This is a genomic window from uncultured Demequina sp. (assembly GCF_913055775.1).
GTDB lineage: Bacteria > Actinomycetota > Actinomycetes > Actinomycetales > Demequinaceae > Demequina.
Window position 1 is genome coordinate 1 of sequence record NZ_CAJXJX010000042.1, and the last position, 20432, is coordinate 20432.

Here is a 20432-nt window from a genome sequence, read left to right on the forward strand (position 1 = left end):
GGCCTACCGCAAGCTCGCGCGCGACCTGCATCCTGACCGCAACCCGGACGACAAGGCCGCGGAGCAGCGGTTCAAGGAGGTGGGCGAGGCCTACGGCGTCCTCTCGGACGCCGAGCAGCGCAAGCAGTACGACGCCGTTCGGGCCATGGGTGGCGGCGGGCCGCGATTCCAGGCAGGCGGGCCAGGCGGCGCGGGCTTCGAGGACGTGTTCTCGAACATGTTCGGGGGCGGTGCGCAGCCAGGACCCGGCAGTGGCCAGCAGTATCGTGCCCAGGGCTTCGAGGACCTGCTGGGCAACCTCTTCGGCGGCGGAGCCGCGCGTGGGCCGCAGAAGGGCTCCGACATCGCGGCCGCGACCGAGGTCGGGTTCCGGCAGTCGGCCGAGGGCGCGACAGTGACGCTGCGCACCAGCACGGGTCAGATCTCGACCCGGCTGCCCGTGGGCGTCAAGGATGGCCAGAAGATCCGCATCCGCGGCAAGGGCCGCGCCGGCGTCAACGGCGGACCCGCGGGCGACCTGCTGCTGACGGTCCACGTCGCGAAGCACCCCGTGTTCGCCCACGACGGCCGCAACCTGCTCGTGAATCTGCCCGTGAGCTACGACGAGGCCGCGCTCGGGGCGACCGTCGAGGTGCCCACGCTGTCCGGTGAGCGGGTCCGCATGAAGGTTCCGGCGGGCACGTCTTCAGGCAACGTCCTGCGCATCAAGGGCCGAGGCCTCGCCACCAAGGACGGGACCGGCGACCTGCTGGTCACGGTCGTGGTCGACGTGCCGAGCAAGCTCTCTCGCAAGGCCAAGGAGGCCCTGCAGGCATTCGCGCTCGCCAACAGCGCATCGGACCCTCGCAAGCGTTTCTACGACGACGCGGCACGGTAGCCCTGCCGCCTGCCGCATCGGCGCTACGGTGACACCACAGGAAGGAGGCCCTCGATGGAACAGCCCGACGTCGACGAGCCGGTCTTCCTGATCTCGGCCGCCGCGGAGCTCGCCGGCATGCACGCGCAGCCCCTGCGGCAGTACGACCGCCTGGGCCTCGTCGTGCCCCGTCGACGCCCTGGTGGCGGCCGCCGCTACTCGCTGCGCGACGTCGCCACCCTGCGCGAGGTCCAGCGCATGAGCCAGGACGAGGGGATCAACCTCGCCGGGATCGCTCGCATCCTGTCGCTGCAGAAGCAGGTGTCGCGACTGCAGACGGAGGTCGAGAAGCTCAGGCCCCGCGCCGACACCGGGTCGCGCGTGTTCACGTCGGGGCCCTCCGGTCACGTCGTGATCGTGGAGCGCGGTCGGCGGGTCTCTCGCGACGAGGGTCGCTCGCTGGTCCTGTGGCGCGCTCACGCCGACGACTGACGCCCCACCCCGTCAGCGCCCCGTCCTCAGACGCGACGAAGGGCCTGACACCGCCCTCAGCTCGGTGCCAGGCCCCTGTCTCCCCCTAGGGACTATCGCTGCAGCGACTCCACGAGTTCGCCCGCGAAAGCATGTGTGTCGGGCAGGGATTCGATCCACACCCGAGGTGGCTGACGCATGAGATTCGCGTCCTTGATGGCCTGCGCGCGCTCCGTCATCTGATCGCGCAGCACGGCGATTCCGGTGCCGAGCGCGGAGCCGCGCTCGACCAGCACGGCGTAGAGGCCATCGCCCATGCGGGCCATCGGGTGGCCCACACCGTACGTGCGACGAAGCGCCTCGCCTGCCGCGGCGTTGCGCGCGATGCGCTGCCACGGATCCGACCCCTCGACGGACACGTCCACGATGACCAGCGCGTGCGAGGTCGTCACGTGGTGGCCGGCGCGGGACGCCGCGCCATAGACCTCCGCCAGGCGCTGGATCAGATACTCGGGTGTGCCGAGGCCGGACTCCGCGTCGGTCATGGTCGGGACGTCCGACAGCGGATCGGAGCCCGCGGTCCACCCTTCGCACAGCGCGCGGATGGAACGGATGGGCGCGGACTCGTATCCCGCGGACTTGAACAGCACCGCCATGTCATCGATGGCCTCGGTGATGCCCACGCCTGCTGCCGATCGCGCCTGGCCCAGACGGTAGGCGGCCGGAGTCGTGTCGAGCCGTGCCTCGAGAGCCTCGGCGAGAGCCTCGGTCGCCGGCGTGTACCAGTCGCCAGGGCGGAGCCAGACCGTGTCGATGCTCGCGCTCTCCCAGCGGTGGAGAAGCGCGGCCGACGCGGTGCTCGCGGCCCGTGACTGTTCGCTCATGACAGATGAGACGGATGTCACACGACGCTATGACGCAGGTTCGCGAAAGTTTTTTTCGGGACTTGCGTGCCGCGCGAGATGCGCGGGCCGCCCGCCTGGGTGTGACCAATTCCCCTCCGAGATGCTTGCGGTTCCCACGCGCGCACAGGGAACATAGGAGGCACTCTGCAGAAGGACGAGGAGGACCGACTCCCATGAGCCCGGAGGCGATCGCGCTGTGGACGGAGACGTCCAGCGATCCCGAGCTGATCGCAGGCGTGCGCGCCGGCGACGCGGCGGCCTTCGGTGTGCTCTACGAGCGGCACGTCGATGCCGCCCGCAAGGTCGCCTCGCAGTACACCAATACCGCGACGGACATCGACGACGTGGTGTCCGAATCCTTCTCGCGCGTGCTGCGCGCGCTCCAGCGCGGCGACGGCCCCGACCTCGCGTTCCGCGCGTATCTGTTCACGATCGTCCGCCGCACCGGCATGGACACGATCGACAAGGGCATCCGTACCAAGCCGCGCGAGGACATGACCACGTACGAGTCGGCGCTCGGCTACGAGGCGGCTTCCGACGAGCCTGCGCTCGACGGCTTCGAGCACGGCATGGTGGCCGACGCCTTCAAGTCGCTTCCCGAACGTTGGCAGGCCGTCCTCTGGTACACCGAGGTCGAGAAGAAGAATCCCAAGGAGATCGCGCCGCTGCTGGGACTGACGGCCAATGGCGTCGCGGCCCTGGCCTACCGCGCGCGGGAGGCGCTGCGCCAGGCGTACCTGCAGCAGCACCTCAACACGTCTGACTCGATCGACTGCCTCGAGGCCAACGCGCAGCTGGGCGCCTACGTGCGCGGCGGCCTGTCGAAGCGCGAGCACGGCAAGGTCGACGCCCACGTGGGCGGGTGCTCGCGGTGCGCCGCCCTGGTGGCCGAGCTCGAGGACGTCAACCGCGGCATGCGCGGCGTCATCGCACCCCTGTTCCTCGGGGTGCTGGGAGTCGGAGCCCTCGAAGGAGGCCTGCCCGTCGGCGGCGCGCTGGGCCCGCAGGGGGCAGCGACTGCCGGCGGCAGCGGAGCGGGCGCTGGCGGTGGCGCGACGGGTGCGGGCGGCGCCGGAGCCACGGGCGCAGGCACCACAGCGGCAGGAACCGCTGCGGCAGGTGCGGGCATCGCGGGCGCCCTCGGGGCGCTTGCGCAGGTGGGGCTTCCCGCAGCCGCGGTCGTGGGCGTGACGGCGATCGCGATCAACGGTGCGAGCGTCCTGGGACTGTTCCCCGGCACCGGCAGCGGCACGGGTCTCGACGACGCCGATGGCGTGGCGGGCCCCGTCGTGGTCGAGTCCTCCCCGAGCCCGACTCCCTCCGAGTCCGCATCGCCGGCCGAGGAGCCGGAGGCGGACCCGTCGACGGAGCCCTCGACCGAGCCCAGCACTGAGACATCGCCTGACGACGACAGCACCCTCAGCGGCGCTGGCTCGGCGGGTGCGGGGACCTCGTCCGGCGGTGCCGGGTCCACCGGAGCTGGCGGCACCTCGGGTAGCAGCACTTCCGGCACCGGCACTTCCGGCACCGGCACTTCCGGCACCGGCACTTCCGGCGCTGGCACTTCCGGCGCTGGCACCTCCGGCGCTGGCAGTTCCGGCACCGGTTCCGCGGGCACCGGCAGCGCCGGCGATGGCACCGGCGGCACCGGCACGGGCGACGGGGGCGACGACACCGGAGACGACGCCGGAGACGATGCCGGCGACGACGGAGACGGCGGCACCGTGGACGTGGACCCCGATCCCGACCCGACGGACCCCCCGGACCCGGTTGGCACAGCATCGCTGTCGATCGGCCAGGCTCCTCTCGACTTCCTGGAGATCTCCCCCGCGGACCCGTCCATCGGCATGTCGGTGTCCAACGACGGCGACGGCGCGGCACCCGACGTGACGGCCTCGATCACCCTGCCCGACGGCCTGACCTTCGCCGCGCCGGGCGGGGGCGGCGGACTGTCGGCTCTCGACGCCGCGAGCATCGGAAGGATGCTCGCGCCCGTGACGGGCGACCCGTTCGACATCGACGGCTGGTCGTGCACAATCGACTCGACGTCGGCTGCGGTCGAGTGCACGCTCGACGAGCTGGGCGCTGGCACGACCGCAGAGCTGGAGCTCGACGTGGAGGTCGCGGAGGCCGGTCTGGCCGACGATGCGGTCACGACGTTCACCGTCGGATCGGGCGACCACACCGTCACCTACTCGGTCAGGACGGCCGTCGCCGAGTCCGACGACGACCTGGACCCGGGCTACGCGGACGAGGGCCGCCTGGCCGTCACGCAGGTGGGCGCTCCGGTGATGTCCTGCAGCATCGAGGAGCGGGGCTGCCTCGAGGCGCGCCAGTCCCTGTTCACGGCGGGCACGGGACAGTTCAAGTCGAACAACAACGACTACGACATGGTGTCGCTGCTGGACGCGGGTGGGGAGCGATCCTCGGGCGTCACCTCGCTCTCGATTCCCGAGGGCGCCACGATCGAGCGGGCCTTCATCGAGTGGTCCGCCAACCGGTCACTCGGCCAGGCGGGTGCGGGTCGGGCAGACACGTGGGACGGCCAGACCAACCGCGCGCAGTTCAAGGTGCCCGGCGGCACGTACGTCGAGCTCAAGGCCGACAGCGTCGACATGGTCAAGCAGGGCCACCGCCAGTACTACCTGGCGCGCGCCGATGTGACCGAGGCGGTCGCGGCGGCGGGAAGCGGCGACTACTCGATCGCCGACATCGCACTCAGTGCGACGCGCTACGACCACGACCCCTCGTACTACGGTGGCTTCACCCTCACGGTGATCTACGAGGACCCCTCGCTCGAGGGCGAATCGCGCATCGCGCTCTTCGAGGGCCCCCACTGGGTCTCGTCCGGAGCGCCGGTCATCAAGCAGTTCGAGCTCGCCGAGCGCTCCGACGTGGCACTGTCGTGGACCGCGTTTGAGACTGACCGAGGGCTGGGCGGGGACTACGTGGACCTCGACGGCGACCGCTTCACGCCGATGCGCGAGCATGGCAACGGTGCCTCGGAGAACGCCGCGGACGCCCACGCGTTCGGGTCGCTCTATGCGAACACGTTCGGCATCGACGCCAAGCCGTTCGTGCCCAAGACCTCGGTCCAGGAAGGCATCCACCAGCTGAAGATCGCCACCAACGGCGACAACTTCATGCTCGGTACGATCGCGGTCACGATCACCCGCTGACGCGTCGCCGAGCTCAGCGAGCGGGGTCGGGACTCCAGTCCATATCGAGCTGTCGGGCGGTCCGGGTCGCCATCTCCACGCCGTCGAGCCGCGCGACGACGTGCAGCGCCATGTGGATCCCGGAAGTCAGGCCCCCGCTCGTGACGACGTCGCCGTCGTCCACCCAGCGCACTCCGGCGACGGCAGAGCGCACCTCGGCCTCCGCCAAGCTCTCGACGTCCTCCCAGTGCGTGGTCGCCGCGTGGCCCTCCAGGATGCCGGCACGCGCCAGCAGGAACGCCCCGGTGCACACGCTCGTGACGAGACCCGACGCATCGGCCATGCGCGCGACAGCGTCCACGAGACCCGGGGCCCGCAGGGCCGCCCCGACGTCGATGGTCCCGGGGACCACGAGAACGTCGTAGGCCTCCGCTTCCTCGGCGGTCTTCAGTGACGTCAGCGTCATGCCTCCGAAGGCCACGACATCGGCGCCGCCGACGCTGAGGAGATCTACGGCGAACGTCGGCGCGTCCCCATCGCGCTCCGCGAGCCTGGCCGCGGTCAGGAACACCTCGTAGGGCCCCCCGGCGTCGATGAGATCGAAGCCGTCGAACAGCAGCATGCCGATGCGCGTCATGGCGCCACTGTAGGCGTTAGGCGACGACCTCCGCCGAAGCCCTGCGGCGCACGATCATCCACAGTGCGGCGTGAGCCACGACGAGCGAGCCGATCATCACGACCGCCATCGACGTCACCGAGACTCCGCCAGCTCCCACGATCGGCGACACGAGGCCCGCGATGCCCATGTTGAGAGCACCGATCAGCGACGCGGCGGTGCCCGCCTCGCCGGCGTGGCTCGCCAGTGCGGTCACCTGAACCGTCGGCATGATGATGCCCACCGGGGAGACCACGAAGAACAGGCAGATCATCACGGCGAGCACACCCGCACCCGCGAGGCCGCACACGAGCAGGGCAGCGGCGCCGGCGATCTGGATCGTGAGACCGATCGTGGTGACGGTCCTCGGGGCCATGACCCGCATCAGCCGCGCGGAGGTCTGCGTGCCGGCGACCAGGCCCGCAGAGTTCACCGCGAACGCGATGCCGTACTGCTGCGGGGTCAGCCCGAAGGTGTCCTGCAGGATGAAGGAGGACGACGACAGGTAGGCGAACAGCGCGGTGAAGGACATCGCGCCCACGATCGCGACGCCCACGAACGCGCCGTCCTTGAACAGGTGCCGGTAGCGGCGAGCGACGGCGCCAGCCTCGAAGCGCCCGCGGCGCTCGCCGGGAAGGGTCTCCACCAGCAGGAACGCGGCGACCACGGTCATGACGACGCCGTAGCCCGCCAGGACGAAGAACACCCCGCGCCATTCCATGACACCGAGCAGCTGCGAACCGATCACGGGGGCGAGCACGGGCGCGAGACCGGTCACCAGCGCCATGCGCGACAGCATCCGGATGAGCTGCTGGCCGCCAAAGAGATCACGGACCATGGCCATGGCGACCACGCCGCCGCCCGCGGCGCCGATGCCCTGGAGCACACGCCCCGCCATGACCAGCTCGACCGTTGGCGCGAACGCGACGGCGATGCTGGCGACGATGTGGACCATGGTCGCGATAATCAAGGGTCGTCGGCGTCCGAGCGCGTCCGACAGCGGGCCGACCACGAGTTGGCCGAGCGCGAATCCGACCATGGTCGCCGTCAGCGTCAGCTGGATCGCGGAATCCGTGGCACCGAGGTCCGCGGCGACATCGGGGAACGCGGGCAGGTAGAGGTCGACCGTGAAGGGTCCGAGAGCGACGAGCGCGCCGAGGATCAGAACGTACTTGAGCTTGTCACGGCGCGACAGGGTGCGGCCGTAGGACTGAGCGACGGTGGGCGCTGGCGTGGACGCGCGGGCGTGAAGGTCAGCAGACAAGGCTGGGCACTCTCTCGGATCGTAGGTGTCGACGGCGGGGACTGGACGGGCCGTCGGCGACCGGGAGTGCGTCGGCGGATCCAGTCAGCGCCGACGTCAGCAGTCTATTCCCGACCAGGTGGTAAGTCCACCTGAATCGGATCATTCCTGCGGTTGCTCACCACACAACGCACGAGGTGCCGCAGGGATTCCTGAGGTTGCAGGCCGATGCTCGCCCGCCACGGGGAAGAGCGGGGCCCCAGGTCTCGCCCAAGGGATCAAGCCTGACCGCCCGAGGGTGAGAGCTGGGGCCCCGCTCCAGGGCTCCCGCCTACTTCTTGGTCGCCTGCGCGTTGACCTCGTACGAGGTGTTGGTGGCCTCGAAGAAGTTCACGAGCTGCAGGGTGTCGTTCGCGGTCGCCATCCACTTGGCGGGGTTGGACACGTTGTAGTGCGCGTCGAAGCCGAGCTCCTCGAGGCGGCGGTCCGCGAGGTACTTCACGTACTGGTTCACGTAGTCGGCGTTGAGGCCCAGGATGCCCTTGGGGAGGAGGTCGCGGTTGTACGCCTCCTCCATCTCCACGGCGCCGAGGATCATCTCGCGGATCTCGTCCGCGAACTCGGGGTCCTGCAGGTCCTCGTTCTCCTCGAGCACAGTGAGGATCAGGTTGATGCCGAACTGCAGGTGCAGCGACTCATCGCGGATGACCCAGTCCATGAGGGAGCCGAAGTTGCGCAGCAGGTTCCGCTGGCGGAACGAGAGCGCGACCATGAAGCCCGAGTAGAACCAGATGCCTTCGAGGATGATGTTGTAGGCCACGAGGTTGCGGACGAAGTCCTTCTTGCCCTCGGTGGTGGAGATGTCGAGCGTCTCCTCGGTCATGCGCTTGATGAACTTGACCTCGAAGGCCTCCTTGGCGGCCATCGAGGGCACGGTCACGTGGGACTCGTACGCCTCGTCGCGGTCCAGCGGGAACGTCTCGAGGACGTACTCGAAGGACATGCAGTGGTTGGCCTCCTCCCACATCTGCTTCGCGAGGTACAGGTGGCACTCGGGAGCGTTGATGTAGGGATAGACGCCGAACGCGAGCGCCTTGTTCACGAGCAGCTCGTTCGGGTTGAAGTACGACATCAGGAAGGTGACCGCGTGCTTCTCCTCGTCGGTCATCTTCTTGAAGTCCGCGAGGTCTTCGCCCAACTGGATCTCGTTGGGGAACCACGTGTTCGCGACGGCCTGGTTGTAGAGGTCGTACGCCCACGGGTAGGTGATGGGCTTGAGCAGCAGTCCGTCCTGGATGCCGGTGCCGAGAATGGCCATGATCTAGTTCCTCTCTGCCAGCGCTACTGGCAGGACTCGCACTGGAGCGCTTCCATCGGGTCCACGGGGCAGGCGACGCCGTCGACCACCTCAGTGTCACCGGACGGAGACGTCACCGTGCTCTCACTTACTGTAAGCACCGATGCACCCTCGGGCGCGACCGCAGGCGAGGTCGCGACCGAGCCGGTCGCAGCGGGCGGCTCCGTGGCGTCGGGCAGCGACGTGGGCGGCACCTCGGGCTTCTCCGCCGGAGCAGGAGCGAAGGCCTTGGTCGCCACGTCGGACAGCACGGAGGCCGGGGCCGAGGCGACGCCGCTGGCAGTCGCGGGAGCCGATGCTGCGGGCGCCTTCGCAGCCGCGGCGCCGAAGCCCTTCTTGGCAGGTGCGGCCGCGGGCGCGGCCGGAGCCTCGGCCTGCGGCGCGGCGGGCTCGGTGGCCTCCGTCGCGGCTGCCTCCACCGTCGCGTCGGCAGCAGGTGCGGTGGACTTGGCCGCACCGAAGCCCTTGCGCGCCCCGAACCCGCGGCGCGACGGTCCACCCGCGGACCCGCCCGATGCGCCGGCGGCGGACTTGTTGAGCTTCTCCGTCTTGTTGACGCGCACCGTCGACTGCTCGGCGGTGTGACGCGGCTTCATGTGCAGGTAGTACGTGGTCTTCACGCCGCGCTTCCACGCCGCCGAGTACAGGTCCATCATGTTCTCGACGTCGCGGTCCGCGAGGTAGATGTTGCGGCTGATCGCCTGGTCGATCCACTTCTGGGCCCGCGCCGCGACCTCGATGAACGCGTACGGCGACAGCTGGAACGACGTCTTGTACACGTCCTGCAGGTGCTGCGGGACCTCCTCGATCTGCGACAGGTCTCCCTGCACCTCGAGCAGCCGGTCCTTGAGCTCGTCCCACAGACCCAGTTCCTGCAGGTCATGCACCAGGTTGCGGTTGACCTCGAGGAACTTTCCGGACGAGGTGGCGCGGGAGAAGATCTGCGAGAACTGCGGGTCGAAGCCCGGCGTGGTCCCGGCCACCAGGCCGATCGACGCGGTGGGCGCCACCGCCATGAGCGTGGCGTTGCGGATGCCGCCCGCGACCTTCTCGCGCAGCGAGTCCCAGTCCTGACGAGTGGTGCGGTTCACCTCGACCGGAACGCCGCGGTCGGCCTCGGTCTCGGCGATGGTGTCGAACGGCACCTTGCCCTGCGACCAGCCGGAGCCCTCGAAGTTGGAGTAGGCGCCGCGCTCACGAGCGAGGTCTGCGGAGGCGTCGATCGCGTGGAACGACACGAACTCCATGATCTCGTCGATGAGGTCGAACGCCTCCTCGGACTCGTACGCGAGGCCCAGACGCTCGGTGATGTCGGTGAAGCCCATGACGCCCAGGCCCACCGCGCGGTTCTCGGAGTTCGAGTGCTCGGACTCGGGGACCGAGGACAGCGTGATGTCGATCAGGTTGTCGAGCTGACGCACCGCGAGGCGGGTCGACTTCTCCATGCGCTCCCAGTCGATCTTTCCGTCGACGAGGTGCTCGGAGAGGTTCACCGAGGCCAGGTTGCAGACCGAGATGTTCTCGCGGTCCTGCGGCAGGCAGATCTCCGTGCACAGGTTCGACAGGTGAATCGTTCCGGTGTTCGTGTTCAGGGCACGGTTGTTGATCGTGTCCTTCCAGGTGAGCCACGGGTGCGACGAGCCCTGAAGCATCACCAGGATCGCCTTGTACTGCTCGCGGGCGCGCATCTTCTTGAAGGTGCGCATCTTGCCGGACTCGGCCAGCGCCACGTACTCCGCGTAGCGAGCGGAGAACTCCGAGCCCACGAGCTCGACGAGGTCGGGGGTCTCGGCCGGGTCGAACAGGTACCAGTCCTGGTCCTCCTCGACGCGCTTCATGAACTCGTCGGAGATCCACACGGCGGTGTTGGCCGTGCGGGTGCGGCGGTAGGGGTCACCCGAGTTCTGGCGCAGGTCCAGGAACTGGGCGAAGTCCATGTGCCAGTTCTCCATGTAGAAGCACAGCGCGCCGAACTTCTTGCCGCCGCGGGACACGGCGCGCAGCGTCGAGTCGATCGTGTGCATGAAGGGGATGGGGCCCGTGGAGGTCGTGTTGTTCGACTTGATGGGCGAGCCCTCGGAGCGCAGCTTGGTCACCGACAGGCCGATGCCGCCCGTTCCCTTGGTCAGCCACATGACGTCGCGCACGCTCTTGGCGATGTGCTCGATGTCGTCTTCCATCTGCATGACGAAGCAGTTGGACAGCTGCGGGTACGAGGTGCCGGCGTTCACCAGCGTCGAGCCGGCGGGGAGGTAGTCGAGGCGCGAGATCTTCTCGTAGAACTGGATCGCCATCTCGGTGGGGTTCGCCTCGTTGAGGGCCAGGCCCATCGACACGCGCATCCAGAAGTACTGGGGGACCTCGAGCGCCTTGCCGTGGCGATCCGTGATCATGTAGCGGTTGCGCATCGTCACGGTGCCGATGTACTTCAGCAGGTCGTCACGATCGTGCTCGAGCGCGGCAGCAAGAGCGTCCAGGTCGAAGAGCTTCTCGAGACGCTCGTCGAGCAGGCCCTCCTCGACCGCGTCGCGGATGTAGCCGGGGAAGCGTGCCTGGTGCAGGAGCGCGAGCTCGAGGTTGGTCTCGTAGCCGCCCAGAACCCTCTTGTAGATCACCTTGCGCAGCAGGCGGGCCGCGACCGTGTCGAAGCTCGGGTCGTCCTTGACGTTCTGGACCGCGACGCCAATCGCCGCCTCGTCGAGCTGTTCCGTGGTGATGCCGTCGAACAGCGTGATGGCGAGCTCGGTCGCGATCTGCGTGGTGATCGAGATCTGGTCCGGCAGGCCCTCGGCGGCGCGCTCGATGGCCTTGTTGATGCGGTCCGCGTTGTACGGCTCGTGCGTCCCGTCACGCTTGGTGACGTGGATGCCGGTACGGGACGGGTTGGCCTCTGCGACCGCGTCAGCCACAGCGGCGTCCTTGACGCTGTCCTGTGCGGTGTTCTCGGTGATCGTCACGATTCTCCCCTTGAAAGTGAGCGGTGGTGCTGGCCCGAACGGGCTGGTGTTCTGCGGTCTTCGACGGTGCGCTGGGGCCGGGGCGGACTCCCCCGTGGGGGACCTCCGTCGCAAGCGCGAAGCGTGTGACGACAGTAACGCGAATTACACCGGTGTGCAACAAGATATGGGGGTGCGTCGAGCCACTTGCCACCACATCTTGTGGTCGTGTGGATAACTCTGTGTAAATGATGTGGACAGCGCGGCGTGTCCTCCACACCCGCCCGGCGTGTCTGGGGAACACTGGTTCGCCGCTCGTTCAGATCCACCTCAGAAGCGTCTCACCGACCTCTGACATCGCCGCGCGAAGCACCCGGCAGAGGCGACAGCGCAGAGGGGGGAGAAGCAGGAGTGGCGGCCCAACGGCACCCGGCCACCGCATCGGCCCTCAGCAAGAACGAGCGAGCCTCAGCCCTTGACCGCACCGCCCAGGCCGGCGGACCGCAGGAACACGCGCTGAAAGATCAGGAACATCGCGATGGGGATGATGGTGGCGATCGCGAGCGCGGCGAGGAACACGTCGAGCTCGGTCTGCGACTGCACCGCCGGCAGGCGCACCGACAGCGGCTGCACCGCCGGGTCCGGCAGCACCAGCAGCGGCCACAGGAAATCCTTCCACGCCGCGATGATCGCGAACACGGAGACCACGCCCAGGATGGGCTTCGACATGGGCAGCACGATCGACCAGAACAGCCGGAAGGGCCCGGCACCGTCGGTCTTGGCCGCCTCGATCACCTCGCGCGGCAGATTGTCGAAGAACCGCTTCACGAGCAGGATGTTGAACGCGTTGGCCGCCATCGGTAGCCACACCGCGAGGTAGTTGTTGAGCAGCGAGAAGTCCCGGCCCAGCAGCGGCGGGTCCACGATCGTCAGGTACAGCGGCACCAGCAGCACCACCGACGGGATGAAGAGCGTCGCGAGCACCAACGACCCGAGCACCTTTGCGTAGCGCGGCCCGAGCACGGACAGCGTGTACGCCCCCGTGGTCGCCACCAGCAGCTGGAACGCCCACGCGCCCGCGGCGATCACGATGGTGTTGAAGAAGTACTGGTCGATGTGGATGTCGTTCCACGCGGTCGACAGGTTGGCCCAGTCGATCCCGTTGGGCCACAGCGCGAACGGCTGGCGCAGCGTGTCCTGCGTCGGGGTCACCGCCGCCTTCGCGAGCCACAGGATAGGCCCCAGCCCCGCGAGCACCAGCGTCACGGACAGGAAGACGTGGACGCCGCGCATGGACCAGCGCACCTTGCGCTGGCGCAGGTCCGCTTCGGAAACGATGCCCCGGGTGTCCTCCAGCATGGGGCGACGGCGGCGCCTGGTGCGCCGCGCATCGGCTTCCGTGCCGGGGGCCGATGCGGTGGCGGCGAGCGCGGCACGCTGAGATGCGCGGGTCGAGACTTCCGTGGTCATGACGTGCTCCAGCGGTGGGTGAGGCGGAAGTAGGCCCAGCTGAGCAGGGCGAGGAAGATGGCGAGCATCACGGACAGCGCTGTCGCCATCCCGTAGTTGCCGCCCAGCGAGTTCTGGAACGCGTACCTATAGATGAGGAGCAGCACCGTCACGGTGGCGTTGTTGGGACCGCCGCCGGTGAACAGGAACGGCTCGAGGAAGATCTGCGCGGTCGCGAGGATCTGCAGGATGAGCATGACGAAGATGACGCCCCGCAGTTGCGGCACGGTCACGTGCCAGGCCTTGCGCCAGATGCTCGCGCCGTCGACCTCGGCGGCGTCGTAGAGCTCGGCGGGAACGGACAGCAGCGCCGCGAGATAGATGATGATCGAGCCGCCCGCGGCGGCCCACGTCGCCTCGATCACCAGCGACGGCATGGCCATGTCCGGGCTCTGCAGCCACGGCTGCGGCGCGATGCCCACCCAGCCGAGCATCGTGTTGAACACTCCATCCGGCGAGGCGTCGTAGAAGACCTTCCACAGCAGCACCGCGACCACGGGCGGCACCACCACGGGCAGGTAGGCCAGCGCCGAGTAGATGCCCTTGCCACGGCGCACCTCGCTCATCAGCACGGCCATCAGGATGGGTATGGGGAAACCCAGGACAAGGGCGAGCGCCGCGAAGTACAGCGTGTTGAGGACGGCGGTGCCCAGCAGGGGATCGTTGAGCACCGCGACGAAGTTGTCGAGGCCCACGAACGTGGGTGGATCGATGAGGTTGGTCTCCTGCACGCTCATCACCACAGATCGCACGATGGGCCACCAGCTGAAGATGGTGAACACGAGGATCATCGGCAGCGCGAAGGCCAGCGTGGTGAGCCCGCCGCCACGTACCCAGGTGCGGGGGCCGCGCCGGCGCGGCGCCGGCTTCTGCAGGGCCGATGCGCGGGCTGGGGTGGTCGTCATGAGTCTCCTTGGAAGGGGGTCCCGCGCGGCCGATGCGGAGGAAGGATCCGCACCGGCCGCGCCTGGCGTGCTGCTCGGGTCGAGCTACTGGTCCAGCAGCGCCTGGGCCTCGGTGTCCGCCTGGGTGAGGAGGGCATCGATGTCCGCGTTCTCGTCGGTGAGCACCGCCTGCACGATCGGGTCGAGCAGGGCGTAGATCTCCTGCGTCTTGCCCTTGGGCTCGCCCACCGGCGTCTGGTCCCAGATGCGGTCCGTGAAGGGGGCCATCTGGTCGACCGGGACGTTGACGTAGTCCTCGATCCACACGAGAGACTCCTCGTACAGCTCGCGGCTCAGGACCGGCAGCACCGGGGTTCCCACGGCCTGATCGGACTCCGCCAGGACCTGTGCGTCCGCCACCGCAGCGTCCTCGTTGAGGAGCTTCTGCATGTAGTACCAATCGATCCACTTCACGGCCGCGGCCTTGGTGGCGTCGTCGACGGTGGGGCTGACCACGGCGATGTCACCACCGCCCAGCGTGCCCGGGTCCTCGCCCTCGAGCGGGAGCACCGTGAGGCCGTAGTCGTCCGCGTTCATGCCGAAGTCGCGCACCAGGGCGGTGTAGACGTCGGAGCCCGAGGTGTACATGCCGATGTTCCCGGCTGCGAACTCCTGGTTGATGGTGCCCCAGTCGAGGTCGTACTTGTAGCCGAACGAGTCGTCCTCGAAGCGCAGCGCGTGCAGGAACTCGAGCGTCGCCTTGGTGCCCGGGTTGTTGATGGTCGACGTGTAGGTGCCGTCGCCGTTCTCCACCTGGGTGCGCCCGCCTCGGGCCACCGTCTGGGCCGTCAACTGCCACCCGCCGGTGTTGTAGATGGCCATCTGCGCGTAGCCGGCCTTGCCGGTGGCCTCGGCGATCGCGTCCGCCGCCTCGCGGACCTCGTCCCAGGTGGCCGGCGGGTTGTCCGGGTCCAGCCCGGCCTCCTCGAACAGTGACCGGTTGTAGTGCAGACCCATGGCGTAGGCCTGACGCGGGAAGCCGTAGATGCTGCCGTCGGCGTCCTGGACTCCGTCGAGGATGATCGGGTTGAACGAGTCTGCGTAGCCCAGCTCCTCGACCTCAGCGGTCACGTCCATCAGCTGGCCGTTCTCGAGCAGCGTCTTGGAGTCCGTGAACGGCACAGTGAAGACGTCCGGCAGACTGCCACCGGCCAGCTGGACCGCGAAGGTGGGTCCGGTCCACTCGTACTCGACACCGATCACGTCGATGCCGGGGTTGTCCGCCTCGAACTGCGCCTCCTGGGCCGCGAAGGCCTCATAGGCGGCGGCGTCCGCGCCGGGCGGGAACGTCGCGACGCGCAGCTCGACGGTCGCGTCGGGGGTGGCGCTGCCGTCGCCGTCGTCGGTCTCGGCCTCGGGGTCGCTCGAGCAGGCCGTCAGCAGCAGTGCACCGGCCGCGAGCGCCACGCCCGCCGCGGTGGTCCTGCGATTGAGAGACATCATCGTCCTTCTCCTTTATTTGGTGGTGCGCCGGGTGGCGCTCTCGCCACTGGGCGGCTCGATGGCGAGCCACGCGGTGGAATCCGGGGGCAGCATCCCGTCCGCGAGCGGCGAGCTCGTCAGGTGGACGCTGTGGTGAGCGGGGAGAGCGATGGGCCCCTCCCCGAGGTTGGTGACCGACGCGAAGGCATCGCCACGACGGAAGGCGATCGCGTGATCGCCCAGGTCGAGCCAGGTGAGCGCGCCGGCGCGGAGGTCGGCGTCCGAGCGCCGGTGCGCGAGGGCCGCGCGGTACAGGTGCAGCATCGATGCCGGGTCGGCCTCCTGTGCCGCGACCGACAACGCTGCCCAGGTGCCGGGCTGCGGCAGCCAGGGCGAGCGCGCATCGTCCGTCCCGAAGCCCAGCGACGCACCGGCGCGCTCCCACGGCAGCGGGACGCGGCAGCCATCGCGGCCGGGGTCCACGCCGCCCGAGCGGAAGTGCATCGGGTCCTCGATGAGCTCGACCGGCAGCTCGACCTCGGGCAGGCCCAGCTCGTCGCCCTGGTAGATGTACAGCGAGCCCGGGAGGGCCGCAGTGAGCAGTGCGGCGGCGCGGGCCCGGCGGGTCCCCCGCTCGACGTCGGTCGGCATGCCGAAGCGCTTGCGGTCGAACGCGAAGCCGGAGTCCTCGCGGCCATAGCGAGTGACGGGCCGGGTGATGTCGTGGTTGCTCAGCACCCACGTGGCCGGCGCACCCACCGGCGCGTGCTCCGCGAGTGTCCGGGAAATCGAGGCGCGCATCGCGGCGGCATCCCACGGCTGAGTCATGAAGTCGAAGTTGAACGCCGTGTGCATCTCGTCGGGCCGGAGGTAGCGCGCGAACCGGGCGGCGTCCTCGAGCCACACCTCGCCCACCAGCACCCTCGGCTGCTCGTAGGTGTCGGCGACCGCGCGCCACGCCCGGTAGATGTCGTGGATCTCGTCGCGGTCCACGTGCGGGTGCTCACCCGGGCCAGGGCTGTCCGGCAGCGCGGGGAACCTCGCGTCCTTGATGGGCAGTGCCGCAGAGTCGATGCGCACACCCGCGACCCCGCGGTCGAACCAGAAGCGCAGCACGTCCTCGTGCTCGCGGCGAACGTCTGGGTGGTTCCAGTTGAGGTCCGGCTGCTCGGGAGTGAACAGGTGCAGGTACCACTCCCCCGGAGTGCCGTCAGGGTTCGAGGTGCGGGTCCACGTGGGTCCCTGGAAGCTCGACACCCAGTCGGTGGGCATCTGCTCGCCGGCCTCGCCACCTCCGGGGCGGAACCAGAAGCGCTCGCGTTCCGGGCTGCCGGGGCCGGCTTCGAGGGCCGCACGGAACCATGGATGGTCCGCGCTGACGTGGTTGGGGACGATGTCGATGATGGTCCGGATCCCCAGCTCCGCGGCCTCCTCGATCAGCACCTCCGCATCCGCGAGGCTGCCGAACATCGGGTGGATGTCCCGGTAGTCGGAGACGTCGTAGCCGCCGTCCGCGAGCGGGCTCGGGTACCAGGGGTTGAACCACAGCGCGTCGACTCCCAGGCTCGCAAGGTACGGGAGCCGGGAGCGGACGCCGGCGAGGTCCCCAGTGCCGTCGCCGTCGCCGTCAGCGAACGAGCGGACGTAGACCTGGTAGATCACGGCGGTGCGCCACCAGTCAAGGTCGGCTCCAGGCGTCGCGGCCACAGCCGCGGGGCTCAGGACGTCGCTGTCCACGTCGCTCCTCATCGTCGAAGTACTGATGAGGCGACTGTAACTTCCGGATCAGATCCACGCAAGTTCTCGACATTCCATAGCAAGATCACGATCTGATTACGGCGAACTGGTGACGGCCGTGGCCCCATGAGTCCCACGCTCCTGGAGCGCCCTGGAAGGCAACCGGTGCGAGAGTCCGGCCCGAAAGCGGCACTCACTGCCTTCCAGGGCGCACGGCCCAAGACGGGCGGGCAGGGCACTGCGCGCAGCCAAGGCCGCCGGAGCCGGGATCGGGGCGGGGCGGGCCAGGTCAGGGCCCGACTGTGGCGCTGGCTACCGAGTGGGCGCGGGGCCCGTTGAGCCGCGGAGCACCAGCTCGGGCTCGAAGAGCAGCTCGGAGCGCGGCTCGAGCGTCCCCGCGATCTGGCCGAGCAGCATGTCAATGACGGTGCGGCCCATCGCGTCGATGGGCTGACGCAGCGTGGTGAGAGGCGGCTCCGTGAAGCTCATGAGCGCGGAGTCGTCGAAGCCGATCACCGACACGTCCTCGGGCACGCGCAGCTCCGCCCGACGAGCAGCCCGGATCGCACCGAGCGCGAGCGGATCGGACGCGCACACGATGCCCGTGGCACCGGCGTCGAGGAGGTGGCGCGCGCCCGCCTGGCCGGACTCGATCGAGTACAGCCCGTGTGCCACCAGCGCCGGATCCAGGGCCGCGCCGGACCTCTCGAGAGCGCGCCGTGCGCCGTCGAGCTTGCGCATCGACGGCTGGTGAGCGGTGGGCCCCAACAGCAGGCCGATCTTCTCGTGGCCCAGCTGACGCAGGTGCAGCACCGCCTGCTCGCCGGCGGACATGTCGTCGGTCGAGACGGCGACGAATCCCAGGTCCGGAACCGGAGCGCTCACCACCACGGTCGGCAGCTTCACGCTGCGCAAGCGCTCGTAGTGGCCGTGGTCCGCGTTGGCCTCGGTGTAGTTGCCGCCCAGGAAGATGACGCCGCTCACCTGCTGGGCGAGCAGCAGGTCCACGTAGTCGGACTCGGTGATGCCCCCGGCATTCTGGGTGCACAGCAGCGGGGTGTACCCGTTCTGCGCCAGCGCCCCGCCGATGATCTCCGCGAGCGCGGGGAAGATCGGGTTCTGCAGCTCGGGCAGCACCAGGCCCACCAAACGAGCCCGCTCGCCGCGCAGCTTGCTGGGGCGTTCGTAGCCCAGCACGTCCAGCGCGGTGAGCACGGCCTTGCGGGTCGCGTCAGACACGCCCGGCTTGTCGTTGAGCACGCGCGAGACCGTGGCCTCGCTCACCCCGACCTTCTGAGCCACCTCTGCCAGACGCTTGGACATGGCTCCAGACTATGCAAGAACTTGCGCTCTTGCGCAAGTGGACGCAAGCCACTGAACTCAGCCCGCGCATCGGCGCTCCAGAAGCGGCGGGCGCTACGGCACTACAGGTCGACCACGCCGTACAGCCGGTCGCCCGCATCACCCAGGCCCGGCACGATGTAGCCCACCTCGTTGAGCTTCTCGTCGACCTGCGCGACCCCCCCGGAGACCTCGGCGCGCTCGCCGATCTCGTCCTGCACGTGCTGGATGCCCTCGGGCGCCGCGAGCAGACACACGCACGTCACGTCGGTCGCGCCTCGCTCGAGCGCGTACTCGATCGCGGCGACCAGCGATCCGCCAGTCGCGAGCATCGGGTCGATGAGGAACACCTGACGGCCGGTGAGGTCCTCGGGCAGGCGGTTCGCGTAGGTGACCGCCTCGAGGGTCTCCTCGTCGCGCTTGAGGCCCAGGAAGCCCACCTCGGCACTCGGCAGGAGCCGGGTCATGCCGTCGAGCATGCCCAGGCCCGCGCGGAGGATCGGCACGATGATGGGCGGCGGGTCCGCGATCTTGGTGCCGGTGGCGGTCGTCAGCGGCGTCTCCACCTCGCACTCCTCGACGCGCACCTCGCGTGTGGCCTCGTACGCGAGGAGCGTCACCAGCTCGTCCACCAGCAGGCGGAACGTGGGCGACGGCGTGTCCTTGTCGCGCAGGACGGTGACCTTGTGGCGAATGAGCGGGTGGTCCGCGACGTGCAGCTGCATGGCTCCCACGTTACCGGCACGCGCCGCGCGAGGCGGGCGACGGCGGCGGGCCGATGCGCGGGCCGGCCCCCGCGGTGCGTTTTCTCTCACGTAGGCCCGTAGACGAGCGAAATGGGCCCGAATCGCTCGCCTCAGGCCTGAGGCGAGCGATTCGGGCCCATTTCGCTCACTTGGCGGCGGGTAGCCTGGCCGCGTGGGCACGTGGGACGACGCGATGGGCGAGGCGCTCGCCCTCGCCGAGCAGGCGACGGCGGCAGGCGATGTGCCCGTCGGAGCCGTCGTCGTGGACCCCACGGGAGCGATCCTCGGCCGCGGCTTCAACCGCCGCGAGGTCGCCCACGACCCCACCGCCCATGCCGAGGTGCTCGCGCTGCGCGCGGCAGCATCGGCCCTGCACAGCTGGCGCCTGGATGACTGCACGCTCGTCGTCACCCTCGAGCCGTGCCTCATGTGCGCGGGCGCGATTCTCCAGTCGCGGGTCCCGCGCATCGTGATCGGTGCCTGGGATGCGAAGGCCGGCGCGACCGGGTCCCAGTGGGACGTGGTGCGCGACGGGCGCATCGGCGCCAAGGTCGAGGTGGTCTCCGGCGTCCGGGAGGCCGAATGCGCGCGCCTGCTCACCGCGTTCTTCGAGGAGCGTCGCTGAGACCGTGAGCGCGGTCCGCCGTCGAGACCAGTGGCGTGCCGGGGCACGGCGGGCCGTCGCGAGTCTGGGGACCATCTCGCCGGCGAGCGCGCCACGGTGGCCCGTTGCCACCCAGACCACGCTCACGCTGATCATCCCGCTCCTGATCGGCATCGCTGCGGGGCGCGTGGACCTGGGCCTGGTGGCCAGCGTGGGCGCCTTCACCGTGCCGTACTTCGCGGCCCTGCCGCGGCTCGAGCAGCAGCTGCTCGCCGTGGGCGTCGTCGCGGGCCACCTCGCCGTCGAACAGGTCGGGGGCCACGACGGTGAAGCCGGCGTCGGCCAGCTGGTTGCACCGGTCCTTCAGCGAATCGGTGAGCCCCCACCACGAGTGCAGCACGAGCACGCCCGGTCCGGTCCCGGACTTCGGCGCGTCGGCGTAGGCGGAGGTGGAGTTCGCAGCCACGTGGGCCAACGCTACCGCCGGTCTCCGGAACTGGCAGCGGCTGCGTCCCGCGGTAAGCCATCGCGTCCAGTTTCTGGAAGGG

16 protein-coding genes are annotated in these 20432 nt (G+C 69.3%); 4 read left to right on the forward strand and 12 right to left on the reverse strand.

All coding sequences use genetic code 11. From position 1 onward, the window contains the following. Both QZ483_RS05950 and QZ483_RS05955 read left to right on the forward strand, forming a co-directional pair. The coding region (locus QZ483_RS05950; RefSeq protein ID WP_297082074.1) for a DnaJ C-terminal domain-containing protein at positions 1-877 on the forward strand (877 nt) is incomplete at its 5' end. Positions 878-931: 54 nt separating this feature from the next. Beyond that, positions 932-1348 carry a heat shock protein transcriptional repressor HspR gene (locus tag QZ483_RS05955; RefSeq protein ID WP_297082075.1) on the forward strand — a complete coding sequence of 139 codons (417 nt, stop codon included), beginning with the start codon at positions 932-934 and terminating at the stop codon, positions 1346-1348. A 92-nt stretch (positions 1349-1440) separates the two neighbouring features. Here QZ483_RS05955 and QZ483_RS05960 read toward each other — a convergent pair whose 3' ends face one another. After that, positions 1441-2211: a hypothetical protein gene (locus QZ483_RS05960; RefSeq protein ID WP_297082076.1), complete on the reverse strand. Its 771-nt coding sequence runs from the start codon at positions 2209-2211 to the stop codon at positions 1441-1443. 194 nt (positions 2212-2405) lie between these two features. Here QZ483_RS05960 and QZ483_RS05965 point away from each other — a divergent pair, with 194 nt between their 5' ends. Beyond that, positions 2406-5411, forward strand: a complete 3006-nt coding sequence (locus QZ483_RS05965) for a sigma-70 family RNA polymerase sigma factor (protein ID WP_297082077.1) — start codon at positions 2406-2408, stop codon at positions 5409-5411. A gap of 13 nt (positions 5412-5424) precedes the next feature. Here QZ483_RS05965 and QZ483_RS05970 read toward each other — a convergent pair whose 3' ends face one another. The 10 genes from QZ483_RS05970 to upp form a co-directional block, all read right to left on the reverse strand. After that, a complete protein-coding gene (locus tag QZ483_RS05970) occupies positions 5425-6027 on the reverse strand; it encodes a DJ-1/PfpI family protein (RefSeq protein WP_297082078.1) in 603 nt (200 codons plus the stop codon). A gap of 16 nt (positions 6028-6043) precedes the next feature. Continuing rightward, positions 6044-7309, reverse strand: a complete 1266-nt coding sequence (locus QZ483_RS05975; protein ID WP_297082079.1) for a multidrug effflux MFS transporter — start codon at positions 7307-7309, stop codon at positions 6044-6046. Between the two features lie 310 nt (positions 7310-7619). Beyond that, on the reverse strand, positions 7620-8606 hold the full coding sequence (locus QZ483_RS05980; RefSeq protein WP_297082080.1) for a ribonucleotide-diphosphate reductase subunit beta: 987 nt from the start codon (positions 8604-8606) through the stop codon (positions 7620-7622). Between the two features lie 23 nt (positions 8607-8629). Beyond that, positions 8630-11512, reverse strand: coding sequence for a ribonucleoside-diphosphate reductase subunit alpha (locus QZ483_RS05985; RefSeq protein ID WP_297082088.1), 2883 nt, complete (start codon positions 11510-11512; stop codon positions 8630-8632). 537 nt (positions 11513-12049) lie between these two features. Beyond that, entirely contained in the window at positions 12050-13051 is a 1002-nt protein-coding gene (locus QZ483_RS05990; RefSeq protein WP_297082081.1) for a carbohydrate ABC transporter permease, read from the reverse strand. Beyond that, positions 13048-13995, reverse strand: a complete 948-nt coding sequence (locus QZ483_RS05995) for a carbohydrate ABC transporter permease (RefSeq protein WP_297082082.1) — start codon at positions 13993-13995, stop codon at positions 13048-13050. The genes QZ483_RS05990 and QZ483_RS05995 overlap by 4 nt, the downstream gene beginning before the upstream one ends. Before the next feature lie 84 nt (positions 13996-14079). Further along, the gene (locus QZ483_RS06000) at positions 14080-15477 is read right to left on the reverse strand and encodes an ABC transporter substrate-binding protein (protein WP_297082083.1); all 1398 of its coding nucleotides are present in this window, start codon (positions 15475-15477) and stop codon (positions 14080-14082) included. A gap of 12 nt (positions 15478-15489) precedes the next feature. Beyond that, a complete protein-coding gene (locus QZ483_RS06005) occupies positions 15490-17205 on the reverse strand; it encodes a glycoside hydrolase family 13 protein (RefSeq protein ID WP_297082084.1) in 1716 nt (571 codons plus the stop codon). Between the two features lie 300 nt (positions 17206-17505). Further along, on the reverse strand, positions 17506-18516 hold the full coding sequence (locus QZ483_RS06010; protein ID WP_297082085.1) for a LacI family DNA-binding transcriptional regulator: 1011 nt from the start codon (positions 18514-18516) through the stop codon (positions 17506-17508). A 101-nt stretch (positions 18517-18617) separates the two neighbouring features. After that, positions 18618-19259: a uracil phosphoribosyltransferase gene (upp, locus tag QZ483_RS06015; protein WP_297082086.1), complete on the reverse strand. Its 642-nt coding sequence runs from the start codon at positions 19257-19259 to the stop codon at positions 18618-18620. A 193-nt stretch (positions 19260-19452) separates the two neighbouring features. Between upp and tadA the strand changes: the two genes are divergently transcribed. Further along, positions 19453-19905 carry a tRNA adenosine(34) deaminase TadA gene (tadA, locus tag QZ483_RS06020; RefSeq protein ID WP_367117088.1) on the forward strand — a complete coding sequence of 151 codons (453 nt, stop codon included), beginning with the start codon at positions 19453-19455 and terminating at the stop codon, positions 19903-19905. On the opposite strand, the gene QZ483_RS06025 is transcribed toward tadA, so the two are convergent. Continuing rightward, positions 19877-20350 carry a dienelactone hydrolase family protein gene (locus QZ483_RS06025; RefSeq protein ID WP_297082087.1) on the reverse strand — a complete coding sequence of 158 codons (474 nt, stop codon included), beginning with the start codon at positions 20348-20350 and terminating at the stop codon, positions 19877-19879. The genes tadA and QZ483_RS06025 overlap by 29 nt on opposite strands. Positions 20351-20432: the final 82 nt, after the last annotated feature.

Excerpts from the sequence above, each read along its gene's own strand:
- upp (WP_297082086.1), bottom strand. The coding sequence starts at position 19,259 with ATGCAGCTGCACGTCGCGGACCACCCGCTCATTCGCCACAAGGTCACC.
- QZ483_RS05970 (WP_297082078.1), bottom strand. The coding sequence starts at position 6,027 with ATGACGCGCATCGGCATGCTGCTGTTCGACGGCTTCGATCTCATCGAC.
- QZ483_RS05995 (WP_297082082.1), bottom strand. The coding sequence starts at position 13,995 with ATGACGACCACCCCAGCCCGCGCATCGGCCCTGCAGAAGCCGGCGCCG.
- QZ483_RS05990 (WP_297082081.1), bottom strand. The coding sequence starts at position 13,051 with ATGACCACGGAAGTCTCGACCCGCGCATCTCAGCGTGCCGCGCTCGCC.
- QZ483_RS05955 (WP_297082075.1), top strand. The coding sequence starts at position 932 with ATGGAACAGCCCGACGTCGACGAGCCGGTCTTCCTGATCTCGGCCGCC.
- QZ483_RS06000 (WP_297082083.1), bottom strand. The coding sequence starts at position 15,477 with ATGATGTCTCTCAATCGCAGGACCACCGCGGCGGGCGTGGCGCTCGCG.
- QZ483_RS05960 (WP_297082076.1), bottom strand. The coding sequence starts at position 2,211 with ATGAGCGAACAGTCACGGGCCGCGAGCACCGCGTCGGCCGCGCTTCTC.
- QZ483_RS05980 (WP_297082080.1), bottom strand. The coding sequence starts at position 8,606 with ATGGCCATTCTCGGCACCGGCATCCAGGACGGACTGCTGCTCAAGCCC.
- QZ483_RS06005 (WP_297082084.1), bottom strand. The coding sequence starts at position 17,205 with ATGAGGAGCGACGTGGACAGCGACGTCCTGAGCCCCGCGGCTGTGGCC.
- QZ483_RS05965 (WP_297082077.1), top strand. The coding sequence starts at position 2,406 with ATGAGCCCGGAGGCGATCGCGCTGTGGACGGAGACGTCCAGCGATCCC.
- QZ483_RS06010 (WP_297082085.1), bottom strand. The coding sequence starts at position 18,516 with ATGTCCAAGCGTCTGGCAGAGGTGGCTCAGAAGGTCGGGGTGAGCGAG.